A 16538-nucleotide genomic window follows, 5' to 3' on the forward strand; every position below is an offset into this window, starting at 1 on the left:
ACGAAGTTTTTTTAGTTTTCACATTGTTATTTAATGTAATATGCGATATATTGGTTTTATGAAAAATAACATTCAACCTCTCAAACGACTTTCTTTAAGAGAAGAAGTCTATCAAACACTTAAACATAATATTGTCATGCTTGAATTTCAGCCCGAACAAAAGCTTCAGGATAAAGAATTGGCTGAGCAATTTGGAGTTAGCCGCACTCCTGTTCGAGAAGCATTAAAAAGACTTGAAGATGAAGGCCTTGTCCAAACGACACCTGGCTCTTCTACAAAAGTGGCTCCATTAAACCTTGAGGAGGCAAAACAATCTTTTATTGTCGTCGCAGCTCTTCATGCACTTGCTGCTAAGCTGGCTTGTACTTCGTTACAAGAAGAAGATATGGGCGAACTAATCAAACACAATCAATCTCTAGAACATGCAATCAAAACAAGAAATGTCCTTAAAGCGATTGAAGCGGATGAAGCATTTCATTCCGTCTTTTTAAAACGGGCGAACAATATAGAGCTAGAGCGTGTTGTAAAACAAACAAGCGCCAAAATTCAGCGTTTAGAAATAGCTCGCTTTTCTTCTCTTTCTAGTCTTGCTTCCGTTGATCAGCACAAAGAAATCATAAACGCTTGTCGTCAAAAAGATGCCGCACTGACAACGCAGCTTGTCGAAACGAACTGGCTGACGCTAGGTGAAGCGCTGACAAGTGAGGAGGAATCCAAGTGAAGCCTCTTTTATTAGGCATTGCTGCCTCATTCTTTTTTGCTTTTACATTCGTTTTAAATAGAGCGATGGATTTATCCGGAGGCAGCTGGGCGTGGAGCGCGTCGCTGCGCTATTTTTTTATGGTACCTCTTTTACTTGTGCTCGTTTATTTTTGGGGTGGTATTAAACCTGTGGTGGCAGAAATAAAAGCCCAGCCTCAAAAATGGCTGCTTTGGAGCACTGTTGGATTTGGGTTATTTTACGCTCCTCTTTGTTTTGCTTCAGCCTACGGTCCCGGCTGGCTTATTGCAGGAACTTGGCAAATCACAATTTTATCAGGGTCTCTCCTAGCTCCTTTGTTTTACAAGGAAGGAAAGAAGCGAGGAGGCATTCCCTTCAAGCAGCTAGGTTTTTCGTTTATTATTTTAATAGGAGTTGTACTCATGCAGCTTGAGCATGCGACTGAACTGTCAGCCGCTACTGCCTTGCTTTGTACCATTCCCATTTTAATTGCCTCTTTTGCGTACCCGCTTGGCAACCGTAAAATGATGGAAGTGTCGTCACTTAATACGTTTCAGCGCGTGCTTGGAATGACGCTTTCAAGCCTGCCGTTTTGGATTATTCTTTCTTTCTATGCCTGCGTGACCGGTGGACTACCAAAAACAACTCAGATTTATCAAAGCAGTTTAGTTGCTTTACTTTCAGGAGTATGTGCAACAGTTCTATTTTTTGCAGCAACCGACCTTGTTAAAAAAGATTCTCAAAAGCTAGGTGCAGTTGAAGCTACACAATCGATGGAAGTTTTATTTGCCCTGCTAGGAGAGGTCTTCCTTCTATCAAGTCCTTTGCCATCGATTCTTTCTTGGGTTGGAATGGGAGTTATCATAGCAGGCATGGTACTTCACAGCTACCAAACAAGTCATAAAAAAGCTATACCGCAAAAAGAATTGACCTATTAATTAATAACAAAAAAGAGCGTCTTAGTCGGCGCTCTTTTTGTTTATACAACAGATCTTCTTTCTAAATTGAAGACATTCACCTGCTCAGCATCAAAGCGGCTTAGCAACGAATCTACTCCATACTCAAGTGCAAAAGCACGTTCATTTTCTGAAATCGGAACGGCCTGCAGGAACGTTACTTTTTTATCAGATAGTTCAATCGTTGAAAAATTATCCCATAAAAACGGCGGAATCAGCAAAATGTGCTGCATATGAAAGCTGTCATCAAGCACTGCAATAACGTCTTTATAAATAGCTCCTGGGAAGATGGACACATGAGATTTCATCATATGGAAAATACAGTTTGCTAAAATAGCAGAATAAATACCGAATTCCTCATGACAAGCCCCAACGATTTCAATTCGAAGCGGGATCCCCCCAACTGTATAGCCTGTCGGACATTGATGACCACCGAGCGTTGCATACGCGGTTACGTCTTGACGCGGATGATTTTCACACGCCACAACGTGAATACCATGCTTTTTTCTTTCATCTGAATAATCTTCAATTCGATCCTTTTGACCAAATACATCTATTGCTTTATGTATAATTAATTCTTCATCTTTTGTAAAATTACTCATAAAAAACCTCCTTGCTTGCGACCTTAAAAAGCTCCCTACTGTACAGCATATACTACTGCACTCGCTTACGATATAGTTTTTAGAAAATGTGATAGAAATGTTATCGTTTCGTAACATACTATGAAATTGTATCAAGAAGCAAACAAGAAACCTTGGCCAATTTTTTCTTTTCCCATAAAAATAGAGCCTGCACCATGGCAGCCTCTATTTTTTATGACATTATTATGAAATAATTTGTAATTCTTTTGGGTACTTCGTTAACGTTTCGTATCCATCTTTTGTAATGATTACATCATCTTCGATACGCACGCCTCCAAGTCCTGGAATATAGATACCCGGTTCAATTGTATATACCATGCCTTCTTGAAGCACATCATCATTGTTGCGGCTCATTGAAGGAAACTCATGCACGCTAATACCAAGACCATGACCAAGACGATGCAAGAAATACTCTCCATACCCTGCTTCTGTAATAATATTGCGTGCTACCATGTCCAAGTCGCCAATGCGAGTGCCGGGCTTGGAAGCTTCAAGAGCTGCCTGCTCAGCGCGCTGTACCGTTTCATAAATTTCTTTTTGCTTATCATTAATAGACTTGTAAGCGACTGTACGCGTAATATCTGAACAGTATCCGTCTAGCACTACACCTAAATCGAACAGAACCATATCTCCTGGCTTTAACGTGCGAAGACCTGGGTTCCCGTGCGCTTCTCCCGTTTTTTCACCAAATAAAACCATCGTTGAAAACGACATCTCACGAATTCCTTTTCGCTTTAACTCGTATTCAATTTTAGCCAGAACATCCATTTCCGTAACGCCTTCTTTTAAAGCCGCTACGCCTACTTCTACACCAAAATCAGCTAAATCAGCTGCCTTTTGCAGAATCTCAACTTCACGCTCATCTTTAATTAAACGCAGCTGATTTAATTTCTCTTCTGCTCCGACTAGCTCAGCGTTTGGATATAGGCTAAGCAGTTCTTCGGCTCTCGCATACAGCAGCTGCTCTTTCTCTACAGCAACCTTTTTCACATCTATTACGTTTCGTTTATGTAAAGCTTCTTTAATCAGTTCCCAAGGATTTTGATGATCTTCATATCCAATCACATCAAACTTCCAGCCGGCTTCTTTTGCTTGTCCCACTTCCATTGATGGACAAATAAGCATCGGCTCTGCTTCGTTAAACAGAAATAAGCCAAGTAAACGCTCATGCGGATCCGTATGAAATCCAGTTAAATAAAATACGTTTTCGGTTGACGAAATAAAGGCCGTTTCTACATTCTTTTCTTCCAGCCACGATACAACTTTTTCTAAACGTGCTTCCATTAAAAAAACCCCTTTCATTGTGCAATATTACTATTATAACATAGTTATTTAGCAATATTGTACAATGAATAGAGGTTAAGACAAAGCCGCGTGAAGAGTAGTAAGCTGCTCTTTAATCGCTTTTCGCTGAATACTTACTTTCATCAGCCAGCCATTTTCTCCGTATCTATAAATAAATTCGTACGTACCTTTAGAAAAATATTCTTTTACCAGCATGTCCCGGTTTTCAACAAATCCCGGATCGCCAATAAAATAGGTACCTTCTTCAAGCGGAAGCTCATGAACTTTTTTTTCTAGCTGCTTCTCTTCGTCTTCGTCCTCATCTATCACAATGTGCAGACCGCATTCATCACGCACAACATCAAATTCACCGTTTTGTTCAAGCTCGAGCACCGGCACCACTTGTCCATTTACCGTTAGCAGCTGCTTCGTTCCTTCAAGGACCTGGGACCAGTGATCATCGTATAAAGTAGAAGAATAAAAAATATAACCCTGAGATTTATATAATAAAAGCAGCTGTTCAAAATGATTTTTTACTTGTTCTTTATCAAACAGAATAACAAAATGCTTTCGATAGAAAAAACTTGTAAAAGGCAGAATAGACGATTGATTAAGCTCTTTAATTATTTCAGCACTATCTTTACCTGAAATAATAGCTCCGGTCAATTCCCCCGCGCCATAAGGTTTCCAATGACTTAACGCCGCTTCTGGAATCAGCACAAGGTTCGAAGATGACACATATATACTCATTCGCTTCACTCCTTTTTTCTACATTTAGACCTATATTTGATTCTCCACAAACAGAGACTTTCCTCTTATTCCATTCTTAAAAGGCAGAACTTTTTCCCTAACTATGATAGATTATAACAAATATCCTCGAAAAAAATAACCTTTATTTCCTCTTTCTTCTATTTGTACACTTCTCTCATTTTAGCTGTCTTCGCAGATTTACTAGTGAACGTACTTGCTAATCTAATTCCTTAGTGGTAATTTTATTATGTCGTTTTATAATTTTTTGCATAATTGGTTTCAAACAAAAAAGTATTAATATTTTTGAATGCGATGGTGAGACATTTGGAAGAACGTACAGAACGTAAACAACATAAAAGAAAAAAGCAAAGAAAAAAGAAACGCTTTAGAAAGCTACTTCTTTTCTTTCTCATTCTTGTAATCGCCGCTGGTGCGTATGTGTATTATCAATACCAACAAGGGTTAGCAGAAGCAGACGGAGCTTTTGGGAAAGATGGACAATTTGATTTTAATGGTGCAAGTGCCAATTTAGATAGCATGAATGTACTGCTTCTTGGAATTGACTCTCGAGGTGAAGAACATTCGCGTGCCGATACAATCATGATTGCTCATTATGACAAAGACAGCAATCAGCCTAAAATTATTTCTTTGATGCGTGATTCATATGTGGATATTCCTGGACATGGCAAAAACAAATTAAATTCAGCCTATGCATTTGGCGGGCCTGAATTAATGCGTAAGACAATTAAAGAAAATTTCGGCGTAGATGTAAACTATTATGCCGTTGTTGATTTTAAAGGTTTTTCTAAAGTTGCCGATACGATTGCCCCTGAGGGAATTACGGTTACCGTGCCGCACGAAATGTCATCAGGAATTGGCATGACGCTAAAACCTGGAAAACAAACTCTTCACGGAGATAAATTACTAGGATACGTGCGATTCCGACATGATAGCCAAAGTGATTTCGGGCGCGTGAAGCGTCAACAAGAAGTAATAGGTAAATTAATGGATGAAGCTCTTCAAGTAAAGACGCTGGCGAAAGCTCCTAAGCTATGGGGCGTCATTGATCCATATGTGGATACAAATATTCCGCCAAAAACATTTATCGTGATAGGAAAAGATTTCTTAGTTGGGAATCAGCCAGATTTAAAATCTCTTCGTTTACCGGTCGAAGGTTCCTATTCAAATGAACGAGTATCCGGTATTGGTGCTGTTTTAAGCATCGACCTTGAAGAAAACAAACAAGCGTTACAGTCATTTTTAAATTAGGAAAAGGTGTCCATTAGCGGACACCTTTTTTTATACTATTCAAAAAAACTTCTGTTTTTCCTCCCTATCCTTCAAAAAATTTTCAGCTTCGACAAAAAATGAAGTCATTTTCCAGGAAACAGCTATTTCTTTGAAGTTCTATTTTTGCTGTTACATGCGTATATGAAAGGAGAAGGACTTCTTTTTTATATTTTTGATTCAAGGAGATGAACGTATGAAATTATATGGTTTTCAATCTGAAGAAGAGCGTTCCTTTCTTCATTCTACCTATAAAGTAAACCCATTGCTTTCTCATACTGGAGATGTCAAAATTAGCTTTTTATCTTTTCAAGAAAATGATTATACCCCTCGTCAAGAAGCTACGATTCCACAGCTTCTATTAGTCGTTCACGGGGAAGGCTGGGTAGCTGGCGATAATGGACTGAAAATTTATATCAAACAAGGTGAATCCGCATTTTGGAGAGCGGGGGAATCATTTGAAGTCGGGAGTCTAACGGCTATGACAGGATTACTCATTGAAGGATTAGATATCGCTCCTCAAAAGCTGCTTACTTCTTTTTCACGAACAAATGTAAATTAAAAGCCGCGTTAACGCGGCTTTTTTTATTACCTTAGTAATTGAGCGTAGCTTTCAGCACTATCTTGAATGACTTTGTCGCTCAGCTCACCGCCTGCTCCTTGAAATAGAAATGGCGTTTGGAACTTCATACCTGTTAAATTTGCCGTAGCTTGAAACGGAAGAAGCAGATGATTCATTGGGTAGCGGTTGTATCCCCCTTCTTGATAAGCTTCCGCAGGGCCTCCTGTCGAAGTAGCTACGACAAACTCTTTTCCCTGAAGTTTAGTACCTTTGCTTCCATAAGCCCACCCGTATGTTAAGACAACATCTTGCCACTCTTTTAAGAGTGCCGGTGAGCTGTACCAGTAAAATGGAAATTGAAAAACAATACGATCGAATTGAACAGCTAACTCCTGCTCTTTTTCTACATCAATTTTGAAATCGGGGTAGTTTGCGTATAAATCATGAACGTACACATTCTCTTCTTTTTTCACTCGCTCTGCCCACGCTTTATTAATGCGAGAAGATGCTAAGTTTGGGTGCGCTAAAATAACCAGTGTTTTCATTTTGATACTCTCCTTCTAATGTCTGTGCTTGCTTTTTTCTTTTCTATTTTTTACGCTTGCCTCTCACGGCTTGCTCAGTCATTCTTTCCTTTTCCTTCAGGAAATCCGAGTTAGTTTACACTTATAAACTACCAGTATTATCATTTTGCTTCAACAAAATTGACTTTGCTTTTATCACCTTTAATTTTTTTATGTACCCAAAACGGCAGATAAAGGACAAGAAAGCTAAGAATCATAATTCCCTCAATCCATACTAAATACCAAGGATGAGGTCCAAGAACATCCAGCAAGGAAGCGTGCTCTGGCTTTTTCATCATGTATAAATAATTCGCCCCGAGTAAACGATTCATGACATAGATAAAACCTCCGTACAGATTAACAACTACTACGCTTACCCATAAAGAACGAAACGTTGGCTCATATTTGCAGACAGCAATTAGCATACAGCAAGCAAGTACCACACCGCCATGCGATACATAAAACTGCACATAGCGAAACTGGGCATACGCATAGCCGCCAAGGTCTGGGGTAATCATCGCTTGAACAGAGCTGCTGATTCCGGCGAAGTACACAAAATAAAAAAGAAACCTGCTTTTGGTTATCAGCATAACAGCAGCCAGCAGCACGACTATATCACTGAGCTGAAGAGGCAAGGAAGTTTCAGTAGACCACTGATGACATCCGATTTCCCAAGCCTGGTAGGCTGTTTCTGAAGCAATTAGAATAAGTGAAAGCAAAATAAACACAAACCTCTTTTTTCGCAGCTGCTTTCGACACAAAAAAATAAATGCTCCTATGATCACGATAATAGCTAAAGTTACAAGATGTTCAACTGAAAAAAGCTGAAAGGAATGTTGTACAGGATGACACGTAAAAAATGAATTCATAAAAGCGCCTCCCTTCCATCAGAAAACAAATTCGGTACCTTTAGCTTGTTCATAAGACCTCGTTTTCATTAATGCTTCTCTCGCATTAAAAAGAGATTGAGACATAACAAAATCACGCCAATCTAAAGACGGACGAATGGAGTAAATAATCGAGTATAGATCCCTTCTTGCAGGGAAATCAACTGCTAGAAACAACTAAACTAAAAAGATCCGAACGATTCATCATTCGGATCTTCTTTCAACTAACATACTGTTGTTCTAGCTCTGTTTCTTCGTTTTTACTCTTTAATTAATCCTTTTTTCACTAAGAATTGATGAGCAACTTCTTCAGCCGTTTTTCCTTTTGCATTTACTTGATAGTTCATTTCACGCATTTCGTCATCACTGATTTTACCGCCCAGTTGATTTAAGATTTTTTTCAGTTCAGGATGCTCTTTTAGCGTATCTTCACGAAGCACAGGCGCTCCTTGATACGGAGGGAAGAACTGCTGATCGTCTTTTAAGACTTTCAAACCAAACTGTTTGATTTCAGGATCTGTTGCGTAAGCATCCAGCATATTAATATCGCCTTTTTCTACAGCGCGATAGCGAAGCTTCGGCTCCATCGTTTTAATATTCGGGAAGGTAAGACCATATTCTTTTTGAATGCCTACATAGCCGTCTTCACGATCTTTAAACTCAAGCGTAAACCCTGCTTTTACTTTATCTGTTGCATTTGCCAAATCTGAAACAGTCGTTAGATTGTTTTCTTTGGCAAATTCTTTTGTCACGGTCAATGTGTACGTATTATTAAACTTCATTGGATCTAAATAGACAAGGCCGAATTTCTTTTGAAATCCTTCTTTTGCCTGGTTGTACACCCCTGTTTCATCTTTGCTGTCCGGCTGTTCCTTTAGATGCGTCACAATGGCTGTACCCGTATATTCAGGGTACAAATCAATTTCCTTGTTACGCAGAGCCTCAAATACAAATACCGTTTTCCCAAGCGACGAACGAAGATTTACTTTCATATCGGTTTGATCTTCAATTAATTCTTTGTACATATTAATTAAAATATCTTGTTCTGCACCAATTTTCCCTCCGATAACAAGGTCTGGTTTTGTTGCGCTCATCGCTGCAAACGGAGAAACAAGAATGAGTATTAATACGATGATCATAATAAACGAGCGTTTTTTGGACCCTTTTTTAGCTGAGTGTTCAATCGTTCGCAGAATTCCATCAAAAATAAGCGCTAATAATGCTGCTGGAATGGCTCCTAATAAAATCAAACTATTATCGCTTCGGTCAATACCAAGCAAAATTAAGCTTCCGAGTCCGCCCGCTCCAATAAGAGCCACGATTGTCGCTGTACCAATAATGAGTACCATCGCTGTGCGAATTCCGGCCATAATGACAGGAAGCGCTAGAGGAAGTTCTACTTTGATTAATCGTCTCCACGAGTTCATCCCCATGGCTTTGGATGCTTCAATTAAAGATGGGTCCACTTCTTTAATTCCGGTATATGTATTTCGTACAATAGGAAGAAGCGAATATAAAAACAGTGCAATAACCGCGGGAAAGGTTCCAATTCCGACAAGAGGAATCAGTAATCCTAATAAAGCGAGTGAAGGAATGGTTTGCAGTACGGCTGTTACGCCAATGATCGGTTCAGCAATGCGGTCATGCCTCGTTAAGTACAGTCCGAGCGGCACTGAAATTAATACGGCGATAACAAGAGCCAGTACTGAAATTTGAATGTGTTCAAGAAGAGCTTGAAACAGTGCATCTCCTCGTTGATCTAATAATGTGCTTAGTGCATTCATTACAGCGTTCCTCCTTCTTTCGTTTTATCAGAAAGAAACGCTAATAGAGTTTTGCGCGTTACAACGCCAATACGTTTGCTCCCTTTTTTCACGGCTATTGCTTCATGGTCGTAAAGGGCGTCCATTGCCTGCTGAACAGTAGCCGTTGAAGCTAACTCTTCAGTAGGTTCTACGTCTGGCTGTTCACTTTCTTTGACAAACATATCCAATGTCTCAAATAAAGTATTTCCTTGATTCCCAATAAATGTTTTTACAAATTCATTTTTAGGCTTTTGAATGAATTCCTCCGGGGTTCCAACTTGAACAATTTCCCCATCTTTCATTAGGCAGATACGATCTCCAAGCGTCATCGCTTCGCTCATATCGTGCGTAACAAACACAAATGTTTTTTTGATTTTTTCTTTTAAGCTAATAACATCTTGCTGAAGCTGTTCGCGGCTTAACGGATCGAGGGCACTAAAGGGTTCGTCCATTAAAATAACGGGGGGATCAGCTGCGAGGGCACGTGCTACACCTACACGTTGCTGCTGGCCACCTGAGAGCTCAGACGGCTTTCGGTTTCGATACTGCTTTGGGTCTAGTCCTACCAAGGTAAGCAGTTCATCAATACGCGTTTTGATTTTGTTTTTCTTCCAATGCTTCATCTCGGGTACAATGGCTATATTTTCAGCAATGGTCATATGAGGAAAAAGAGCAATCTGCTGCAGGACATAGCCAATGTTCCAGCGCAGCTCATGTATGTTGTGGTCCGATACGAGCTTATCTTTTATGTATAGTTCTCCTTCGGTAATATCATGAAGACGGTTAATCATTTTTAAGGTGGTTGTTTTCCCACACCCACTCGGACCAATTAAAACGAAAAACTCTCCTTCTTTAATTTCTAGATTAATATTTTTCACGGCGGTCGTACCGTCTGGATATTGCTTTGACACATTCTTAAACGTAATCAAATTATCGTTCACACTCCCTGTTGAAATTTAACCCCTAATTTCGTGTACCCAATACTTAGAGGCAATAAACATTCTTTTAAGAATATTTCTAAATATGATGCATAAGACATAGGGGAAAAGATACACATAGTTTCTCACAGCTTCCTAATAAGGCTATCAAACTGTTAAAGTTTTCACAAGGCGGGAAAGAATAATTCGGAGAATAATTTTGAAGCCGACACAAATAAAAAAACCTTCTTTCAACAAGAAAGAAGGTTTTTTAGTATGCTAGCGACAGGGATCGAACCTGCGACCTCTTGCTTACCATGCAAGTGCTCTACCTACTGAGCTACACCAGCGTCTTGGAAAATTATATCACGTTTAAATTCATTTAGGAAGCGCTTTTTTAATTTTTTTATTGGTATATTCTCTAATTTGCGTCTTCTGAAATTCGCATTTTCTACAAAGTTCCATATTTTATGTTAGAACTCCTTACATAAATTGTGTGAATTTTCTTTTTTTATATTACCCTTAGTAAAAGAGCTTACAAAAGAAAGGAAGAAAATAGATGGAACAGCAACCAACCATGACCAAATCAAAAACGGCAACTCCCTACCCAAGAGACTGCACGTTCAGCCTGGAAGATTGGACGACGCTCGCCAAGTATTGGTATCCCGTCGCACGCTGCAGTGATGTAACAGAGAAACCAACGTCCGTAAAACTGCTAGATGTAAATCTAGTTCTATACCGTACCACACACAAAGTAGTAGCGGCTCGTGATTTATGCGTTCACCGAGGCACCCCGCTTAGCATGGGCTGGGTGGAAGATGATGAAATTGTCTGTCCTTACCACGGCTTCCGCTATGCAACGGACGGCGCATGCACGTCGATTCCAGCTCACCCTGATGCCAACATTTCTCCCCGCCTGTGTATGGCCGTCTATCCAGTTATTGAACGATTTGGATTAGTGTGGACTTCCCTGACAGGAGAACAAGATAACCTGCCTTACTTCGATGCGTGGGAGGACCCTGATTTTCAGCAAATTGTTTGTCCGAGCTTTGATATCATGGGTTCGGCCGGTCGTCAAATGGAAGGCTTTTTAGACGTAGCTCATTTTGCCTGGGTTCACACGGACACATTTGGTGATCGAACCAACGCCTTTGTGCCTAAATATAAAGTAAGCGATACAGATTATGGGCTTCATGTAGAATATACGAGCACCGTGAGTAATTATTCCAAAGAACAGCAGCATTTAAATCCACCTGATTTTAAATGGCTTCGCGTCTTTGATGTTTATCCGCCGTTTACAGCTACGCTAAAAGTATACTTCCCAGAAGGCACAGAGCTGTGGATTATGAATGCAGTCTCTCCTATTTCAGCCCGCGAAACACGTTTATTCGCACCAATCGCTCGAAACTTTGACAAAGATTCTCCCGTTGAAGGTGTGTATGACTTTAACCTTCGCGTCTTTGACGAAGACCGCGAAATGGTTGAAAACCAAAAGCCTGAAGACTTGCCTTTAGATCTGCAGATGGAAGCGCATATTATGGCTGATCAAACGTCCATCGGCTACCGGAAATTATTAAAGAAAATGGGCTTAAGCTTTAGATATACAAGCTAAAGAAATCCCCGCTGTCTCAGCGGGGATTTTTTTATTTAGCAAACTGCTCGCGTCCTGCTTTTTCCTTTATCACTTCATCTTCACTTGCCGGCGTGGCGCGTTTCATAAACAATGAAAGAATTAAGGCAACCACCACTAGTACTACTGAGACGGCAAACGCATCGTTAATCCCTTGTACCATTGCCTGCATCCCAATCTGTTCTTTCATTTGAGCTGCCCCGGCTGCGGTTGCATTCGCTGCTCCTGCTCCGCTCATTGCATCTTGAGCGAGCTCTTTTGCATGCGTAGCTGTACGGTTTGACATCACCGTTACTAAAAGAGCCGAACCAATAGCTCCCGATACTTGTTGAAGCGTGTTATTCATCGCAGTACCATGCGGATTAAAGCGCTGCGGCAGCTGATTTAATCCGTTTGTCATAACCGGCATCATCACCATAGACATTCCGAACATGCGAAGCGTGTAAAGCGTAATGAGCGTTGTATACGTCGTATCAAGCTCTAAGTTACTGAAGAAATACGTCGTAACGGCTGTAATCGTTAGACCCGTTACAGCCAGTGCACGTGCTCCAAATTTATCAAATAATTTTCCGGTAATCGGTGACATCACACCCATTAATAGCGCACCCGGAAGCATTAGTAATCCTGAATGAAGCGGAGAAATGCCTCGTACCGTTTGAACATAAATTGGCATTAGCAGCATGGCTGAGAATAATGCCATTGTGATCACCATTGAAATCGTTGATGATAAAGCAAACATTGGATATTTAAAAATGCGGAATTCAAGCATAGGTGTTTTAAGCTTGAACTGACGCGTAATAAATAAAATCAGCGCCACAGCTCCTATGATAATGGTGCCGTATACTTCCACAGAATCCCAGCCTTTATCTCCTGCTGAGCTAAATCCGTATAGAAGTCCCCCAAATCCAATCGTAGATAACACAAGCGATAGGAAATCCAAATTGATTTCCACTTTTTCTTTTTTGTCTTTTAATAGGAAGAAAGAGCCTATTAACACAATTGCCGCGATTGGCGTAACAAGGTGGAACAGCATTCTCCACTCATAGTGTTCAATTAGCCACCCTGATAAAGTAGGACCAATTGCCGGAGCAAAAATCATAACTAAACCGAAAATCCCCATCGCAGCTCCGCGTTTTTCTAATGGAAAACTTGTGAGCAATACGTTCATTAAAAGCGGCATCATAATGGCTGCGCCTGATGCTTGAATAATACGAGCGGTTAACAAAACCGAAAATACGGGCGAAGCACCGGCAAGTATTGTTCCCGCTGTAAATAAAGTCATCGCCGTTAAAAATAAGCCTCTCACAGAATAGCGCTGAATTAAAAAAGCGGTAGTTGGAATCATAATACCATTCACTAACATATAACCAGTAGAAAGCCACTGGACAGTTGACGTTGTCACATCTAAGTCTTTCATAATAGATGGAAGCGCCACATTTAATAACGTTTCATTCAATAATGAGATAAAAGCGCCAATTAACAAAATAGCAATTATGCCATAAGGCGGCTTTTCCATTTGATTTATCGATTGACTCATTATTGTACCTCCTTATACTTTAAGTTCATTTTTTTAGACACATGTTCTACATAGAGTATATTATACTGTGAGTTCAATTTATGCAAGTGAAAAATCTTGCGTTCATGTCCTTTATTTTATCGACTTTTTCAGTTCTATAATCCTTTTATATCAATATATTGTCGTGATATCGTCCATTTTTTGAAAAGAATATTTGTGTAAACGCTTTAAATCATGTATCATAAAGTTGGACCATGAGTCTAATTTTATATTTAGGTGATAATAATGAATAACCGAAAACAGCAAGTTGTAAAAAATGCACACCATCTCTTCGTTGAAAAAGGATTTCAAGCTACATCTATTCAAGACATCATTGATTATAGCGGCATTTCAAAAGGAACATTCTACAACTATTTTTCTTCAAAAAACGAATTATTAATCGCTGTTTTTACCTGGCTTCATACAACAATTGAACAAGAGCGGAATCAGCTGCTGGTTGGTAAAAGCCTGACCGATGTAGATGTATTTGTTAAACAGATTGATGCACAGATGAAAAACCATCATAAACATAAATTTTTCACATTACTTGAAGAAGTATTTGTTTCCAATGATCCTGATTTAAAAGCGTACATAAAAAAAACCCAGTTTATCGAAGTAAACTGGGTTTACAAGCGGTTCATTGATTTATTTGGACAAGAAAAGAAACCGTACCTGCTAGATTGTGCAATTATGTTTCTTGGCATGCTTCATCGCAACTTTCACTATAATTTTATGGTTAATGGCACAAATACTGACCCCCATGAGATCATAAGCTACAGTGTCAAGCGCTTGCTTCCTCTTGTAGACGAAGTAGCAAATTCAGGAGACATTTTGCTCGATCCGCAAACGATTAAAGAATGGCTTCCATCTTGCCCGAATACTAAAAATCAAATAGAGCAGGACATTTCTGCAGCACTTATCGATTTAAAAAAACAGGTTCACAAACAAGTTACGGATGAATTCGAACGTCAAAAATGCATAGAGCTTATTAGTTTTATTGAAGAAGAGCTGTTTAAACAATCAAATCCCCGCAAGTTTGTTGTTGATAGTGCTCTTCATTCGTTACAGCAGCTGTCTGTCAACAAAAGTAAGACAACGCTAGAGGATTTACCGACGATGATTGATCAGTATGTGAGTGAACTTCATTAAAAAGAGGTTAAGACGTAACTAAATCATTCCAATTTAAAGTCGAATAAATGGGCTACATGAGCTGAATCGCTTGAGAAATCGCAGTTAATTTCCGTGCAAGACTTCGCTTTCTGCGGGCGGCCGGTAAGCCTCCTCGTCGCGTACGCTCCTGTGGGCTCTCACCTGTGCCGCTTTTCCTGCAGGAGTCTTCGCCTTGCCCTCCCATCAACCGCTAGAAGCGACTAAATAGATGAAACCTACATTTACCCTGCCAATGAAAAAATCCGAATGCGTTTGATTCTCCCTCAAGAATCAAACGCATTCGGATCTTCCTTCAACTAAATAACTTTTGTCCCGACCTTTTTATTCACAAAGTGGAAACTCAAGTGAAAAGCACGTTTCTTTTCCTTTTACGCTAGACACACTCACTTTTCCCTTCATATAATGAATAATGCTGAAAGATACCATCGTTCCAAGTCCCGTACCTTTTTCTTTTGTTGTAAAATACGGTTCACCTAGCCGGTTGATTTGTTCTTGCGTCATGCCGCAGCCCGTATCAATAATATCCACAATAACAGCTCCGCCTTCTTTTCCTACTTTAATAGTTAACGTGCCTCCATCTTGCATCGCTTCAATACTATTTTTAAATAAATTGATTAAACACTGCTGAAGCTTTCTTCTTTCTCCCATTACGAAGCACTTCACTTCTTCATCAAATGTAAAATCAATCGCGACTCCATTCATATTAGCAAGAGGAGTCATAATATGGGTGACGTGATGAATCTCTTCTGAAATATTCATTTTTTCATTTCGTTCTGGTGCAGAATTGGCAAACAGCAAGTAATCATCAATGATTTCTTTTGCGCGGTCTAGTTCATTAATCGCAATGGAAATGTAGCGTTTTTTAGCAGGTTCTTTTTCATCTTCTTGCAGCATTTGCATAAATCCTCTGCTTGCCGTTAGAGGATTTCGCACTTCATGAGAGATGCTGGCAGCTAAATGACTGACAATTTCTAGTTTCTCTGCTTTCATCAGGCGCTGCAGCACTAGTAAATTTGCCCGTATCGCTTCCCACAGTATGGTAATTACAAACATGCCTGCTACATCTAAAATCGCGAATTGAACCCACACGCTAATAGGAATGCTTGTGACGTGCAAGACAAAAATAGATACAAGCATAGCTAATAAAGAACCGATTATACTAAGACAGGTGCTCACGATAATTCTATTTTTTAATGAGAAATGTAAAAAGTATTTTGTTAGGAAAAATAAAGGAATGGATAAAATCGGAAGAGCAATTAATGTTGATAAAAACCCTACATCATACCCGCCAATTAGCAAGCGCAGCAGTAAAATAAAGACAAAAAGCAAGCTTCCTAGCGGCCAGCCTCCATATAACGCTCCTAAAATATAAGGAATTCTTCGAAGATCCATTCGATAGTCATCCGGGACATAAGCTCCGTTAACCGGAAACAAAAGGCAGAAGGTAATAGCTAAAATCGGAAATACCGCGATATAACGATCTTTCCACCAATGAATTTTTTTAGCATACTTGATTAAATAAAACATCTGTACTAAAAACAGCGCCAATAAAATAAATAAAAAATTAATTAACAAATCTTTCGTGACAAAACTCATGCATTCACCGGTCTTTCAAATGAGATAAAAATAAACTCTTTTATTGCATTTACATTTGTAACACAAATTAGAGCGTAATCATAGATAAATAAACGTATTCTATTTACTTTTTTACAACTTCCTATCACTTTATCGTCCGTTCCCTAAAATAGTGAAGGCTAAGAAAACCTTTTCAACTTCACTAAAAATATTCAGAATTTTATTTACATATGAT

The 16538-nt window shown here is 39.5% G+C and carries 16 protein-coding genes and 1 tRNA gene; 6 read left to right on the plus strand and 11 right to left on the minus strand.

Going from position 1 to position 16538, the window contains the following annotated elements; genetic code table 11:
- The first annotated feature begins 40 nt into the window (after positions 1 to 40).
- Positions 41 to 721 carry a GntR family transcriptional regulator gene (locus AC1D0Y_RS00715; protein WP_013058601.1) on the plus strand — a complete coding sequence of 227 codons (681 nt, stop codon included), beginning with the start codon at positions 41 to 43 and terminating at the stop codon, positions 719 to 721.
- Positions 718 to 1659 (plus strand): DMT family transporter, encoded by a 942-nt coding sequence (locus AC1D0Y_RS00720; protein WP_253351747.1) that lies wholly within the window; start codon positions 718 to 720, stop codon positions 1657 to 1659. Before AC1D0Y_RS00715 ends, AC1D0Y_RS00720 begins: the two co-directional genes overlap by 4 nt.
- Positions 1660 to 1700: 41 nt before the next feature.
- Here the strand turns inward: AC1D0Y_RS00720 and AC1D0Y_RS00725 are convergent, their stop codons facing one another.
- The 3 genes from AC1D0Y_RS00725 to AC1D0Y_RS00735 form a co-directional block, all read right to left on the minus strand.
- The gene (locus AC1D0Y_RS00725) at positions 1701 to 2279 is read right to left on the minus strand and encodes a suppressor of fused domain protein (protein WP_013084584.1); all 579 of its coding nucleotides are present in this window, start codon (positions 2277 to 2279) and stop codon (positions 1701 to 1703) included.
- Between the two features lie 222 nt (positions 2280 to 2501).
- Positions 2502 to 3602 (minus strand): M24 family metallopeptidase, encoded by a 1101-nt coding sequence (locus tag AC1D0Y_RS00730; RefSeq protein ID WP_253351748.1) that lies wholly within the window; start codon positions 3600 to 3602, stop codon positions 2502 to 2504.
- Positions 3603 to 3677: 75 nt separating this feature from the next.
- Positions 3678 to 4352: a hypothetical protein gene (locus AC1D0Y_RS00735; RefSeq protein WP_028410983.1), complete on the minus strand. Its 675-nt coding sequence runs from the start codon at positions 4350 to 4352 to the stop codon at positions 3678 to 3680.
- A 537-nt stretch (positions 4353 to 4889) separates the two neighbouring features.
- On the opposite strand from AC1D0Y_RS00735, the gene AC1D0Y_RS00740 reads away from it, so the two are divergent.
- A complete protein-coding gene (locus AC1D0Y_RS00740) occupies positions 4890 to 5621 on the plus strand; it encodes an LCP family protein (RefSeq protein WP_371400142.1) in 732 nt (243 codons plus the stop codon).
- A gap of 214 nt (positions 5622 to 5835) precedes the next feature.
- Positions 5836 to 6201 (plus strand): hypothetical protein, encoded by a 366-nt coding sequence (locus tag AC1D0Y_RS00745; protein WP_014458652.1) that lies wholly within the window; start codon positions 5836 to 5838, stop codon positions 6199 to 6201.
- Positions 6202 to 6227: 26 nt separating this feature from the next.
- Here AC1D0Y_RS00745 and AC1D0Y_RS00750 read toward each other — a convergent pair whose 3' ends face one another.
- From AC1D0Y_RS00750 to AC1D0Y_RS00770, 5 genes are all read right to left on the minus strand, one after another.
- Positions 6228 to 6746 (minus strand): NAD(P)H-dependent oxidoreductase, encoded by a 519-nt coding sequence (locus tag AC1D0Y_RS00750; RefSeq protein WP_028410982.1) that lies wholly within the window; start codon positions 6744 to 6746, stop codon positions 6228 to 6230.
- A 140-nt stretch (positions 6747 to 6886) separates the two neighbouring features.
- Positions 6887 to 7633 (minus strand): YwaF family protein, encoded by a 747-nt coding sequence (locus tag AC1D0Y_RS00755; protein WP_028410981.1) that lies wholly within the window; start codon positions 7631 to 7633, stop codon positions 6887 to 6889.
- Between the two features lie 278 nt (positions 7634 to 7911).
- Positions 7912 to 9435: an ABC transporter permease/substrate-binding protein gene (locus AC1D0Y_RS00760; RefSeq protein ID WP_477707290.1), complete on the minus strand. Its 1524-nt coding sequence runs from the start codon at positions 9433 to 9435 to the stop codon at positions 7912 to 7914.
- Positions 9435 to 10385: an ABC transporter ATP-binding protein gene (locus AC1D0Y_RS00765; protein ID WP_028410979.1), complete on the minus strand. Its 951-nt coding sequence runs from the start codon at positions 10383 to 10385 to the stop codon at positions 9435 to 9437. The genes AC1D0Y_RS00760 and AC1D0Y_RS00765 overlap by 1 nt, the downstream gene beginning before the upstream one ends.
- Positions 10386 to 10650: 265 nt before the next feature.
- Positions 10651 to 10723 (minus strand) — tRNA-Thr (locus AC1D0Y_RS00770).
- A 209-nt stretch (positions 10724 to 10932) separates the two neighbouring features.
- Here AC1D0Y_RS00770 and AC1D0Y_RS00775 point away from each other — a divergent pair.
- Positions 10933 to 11985 (plus strand): aromatic ring-hydroxylating oxygenase subunit alpha, encoded by a 1053-nt coding sequence (locus AC1D0Y_RS00775; RefSeq protein WP_060747163.1) that lies wholly within the window; start codon positions 10933 to 10935, stop codon positions 11983 to 11985.
- A gap of 31 nt (positions 11986 to 12016) precedes the next feature.
- Here AC1D0Y_RS00775 and AC1D0Y_RS00780 read toward each other — a convergent pair whose 3' ends face one another.
- Complete coding sequence (locus AC1D0Y_RS00780; RefSeq protein ID WP_060747162.1) at positions 12017 to 13540, minus strand: DHA2 family efflux MFS transporter permease subunit; 1524 nt, start codon at positions 13538 to 13540, stop codon at positions 12017 to 12019.
- Between the two features lie 264 nt (positions 13541 to 13804).
- On the opposite strand from AC1D0Y_RS00780, the gene AC1D0Y_RS00785 reads away from it, so the two are divergent.
- A complete protein-coding gene (locus AC1D0Y_RS00785) occupies positions 13805 to 14707 on the plus strand; it encodes a TetR/AcrR family transcriptional regulator (RefSeq protein WP_253351749.1) in 903 nt (300 codons plus the stop codon).
- A 52-nt stretch (positions 14708 to 14759) separates the two neighbouring features.
- On the opposite strand, the gene AC1D0Y_RS00790 is transcribed toward AC1D0Y_RS00785, so the two are convergent.
- Complete coding sequence (locus tag AC1D0Y_RS00790; RefSeq protein WP_477707291.1) at positions 14760 to 14915, minus strand: hypothetical protein; 156 nt, start codon at positions 14913 to 14915, stop codon at positions 14760 to 14762.
- A 134-nt stretch (positions 14916 to 15049) separates the two neighbouring features.
- Positions 15050 to 16324: an ATP-binding protein gene (locus AC1D0Y_RS00795; protein ID WP_217598285.1), complete on the minus strand. Its 1275-nt coding sequence runs from the start codon at positions 16322 to 16324 to the stop codon at positions 15050 to 15052.
- Positions 16325 to 16538 lie beyond the last annotated feature (214 nt).

Source organism: Priestia sp. P1_B12_1, from assembly GCF_056406695.1.

What these genes read in the sequence shown, in the direction of transcription:
- AC1D0Y_RS00715 (WP_013058601.1), top strand. Translation starts at nt 41, where the DNA reads ATGCGATATATTGGTTTTATGAAAAATAACATTCAACCTCTCAAACGA.
- AC1D0Y_RS00785 (WP_253351749.1), top strand. Translation starts at nt 13,805, where the DNA reads ATGAATAACCGAAAACAGCAAGTTGTAAAAAATGCACACCATCTCTTC.
- AC1D0Y_RS00740 (WP_371400142.1), top strand. Translation starts at nt 4,890, where the DNA reads ATGAATGTACTGCTTCTTGGAATTGACTCTCGAGGTGAAGAACATTCG.
- AC1D0Y_RS00780 (WP_060747162.1), bottom strand. Translation starts at nt 13,540, where the DNA reads ATGAGTCAATCGATAAATCAAATGGAAAAGCCGCCTTATGGCATAATT.
- AC1D0Y_RS00755 (WP_028410981.1), bottom strand. Translation starts at nt 7,633, where the DNA reads ATGAATTCATTTTTTACGTGTCATCCTGTACAACATTCCTTTCAGCTT.
- AC1D0Y_RS00730 (WP_253351748.1), bottom strand. Translation starts at nt 3,602, where the DNA reads ATGGAAGCACGTTTAGAAAAAGTTGTATCGTGGCTGGAAGAAAAGAAT.
- AC1D0Y_RS00795 (WP_217598285.1), bottom strand. Translation starts at nt 16,324, where the DNA reads ATGAGTTTTGTCACGAAAGATTTGTTAATTAATTTTTTATTTATTTTA.
- AC1D0Y_RS00745 (WP_014458652.1), top strand. Translation starts at nt 5,836, where the DNA reads ATGAAATTATATGGTTTTCAATCTGAAGAAGAGCGTTCCTTTCTTCAT.
- AC1D0Y_RS00750 (WP_028410982.1), bottom strand. Translation starts at nt 6,746, where the DNA reads ATGAAAACACTGGTTATTTTAGCGCACCCAAACTTAGCATCTTCTCGC.
- AC1D0Y_RS00725 (WP_013084584.1), bottom strand. Translation starts at nt 2,279, where the DNA reads ATGAGTAATTTTACAAAAGATGAAGAATTAATTATACATAAAGCAATA.
- AC1D0Y_RS00735 (WP_028410983.1), bottom strand. Translation starts at nt 4,352, where the DNA reads ATGAGTATATATGTGTCATCTTCGAACCTTGTGCTGATTCCAGAAGCG.
- AC1D0Y_RS00775 (WP_060747163.1), top strand. Translation starts at nt 10,933, where the DNA reads ATGGAACAGCAACCAACCATGACCAAATCAAAAACGGCAACTCCCTAC.
- AC1D0Y_RS00760 (WP_477707290.1), bottom strand. Translation starts at nt 9,435, where the DNA reads ATGAATGCACTAAGCACATTATTAGATCAACGAGGAGATGCACTGTTT.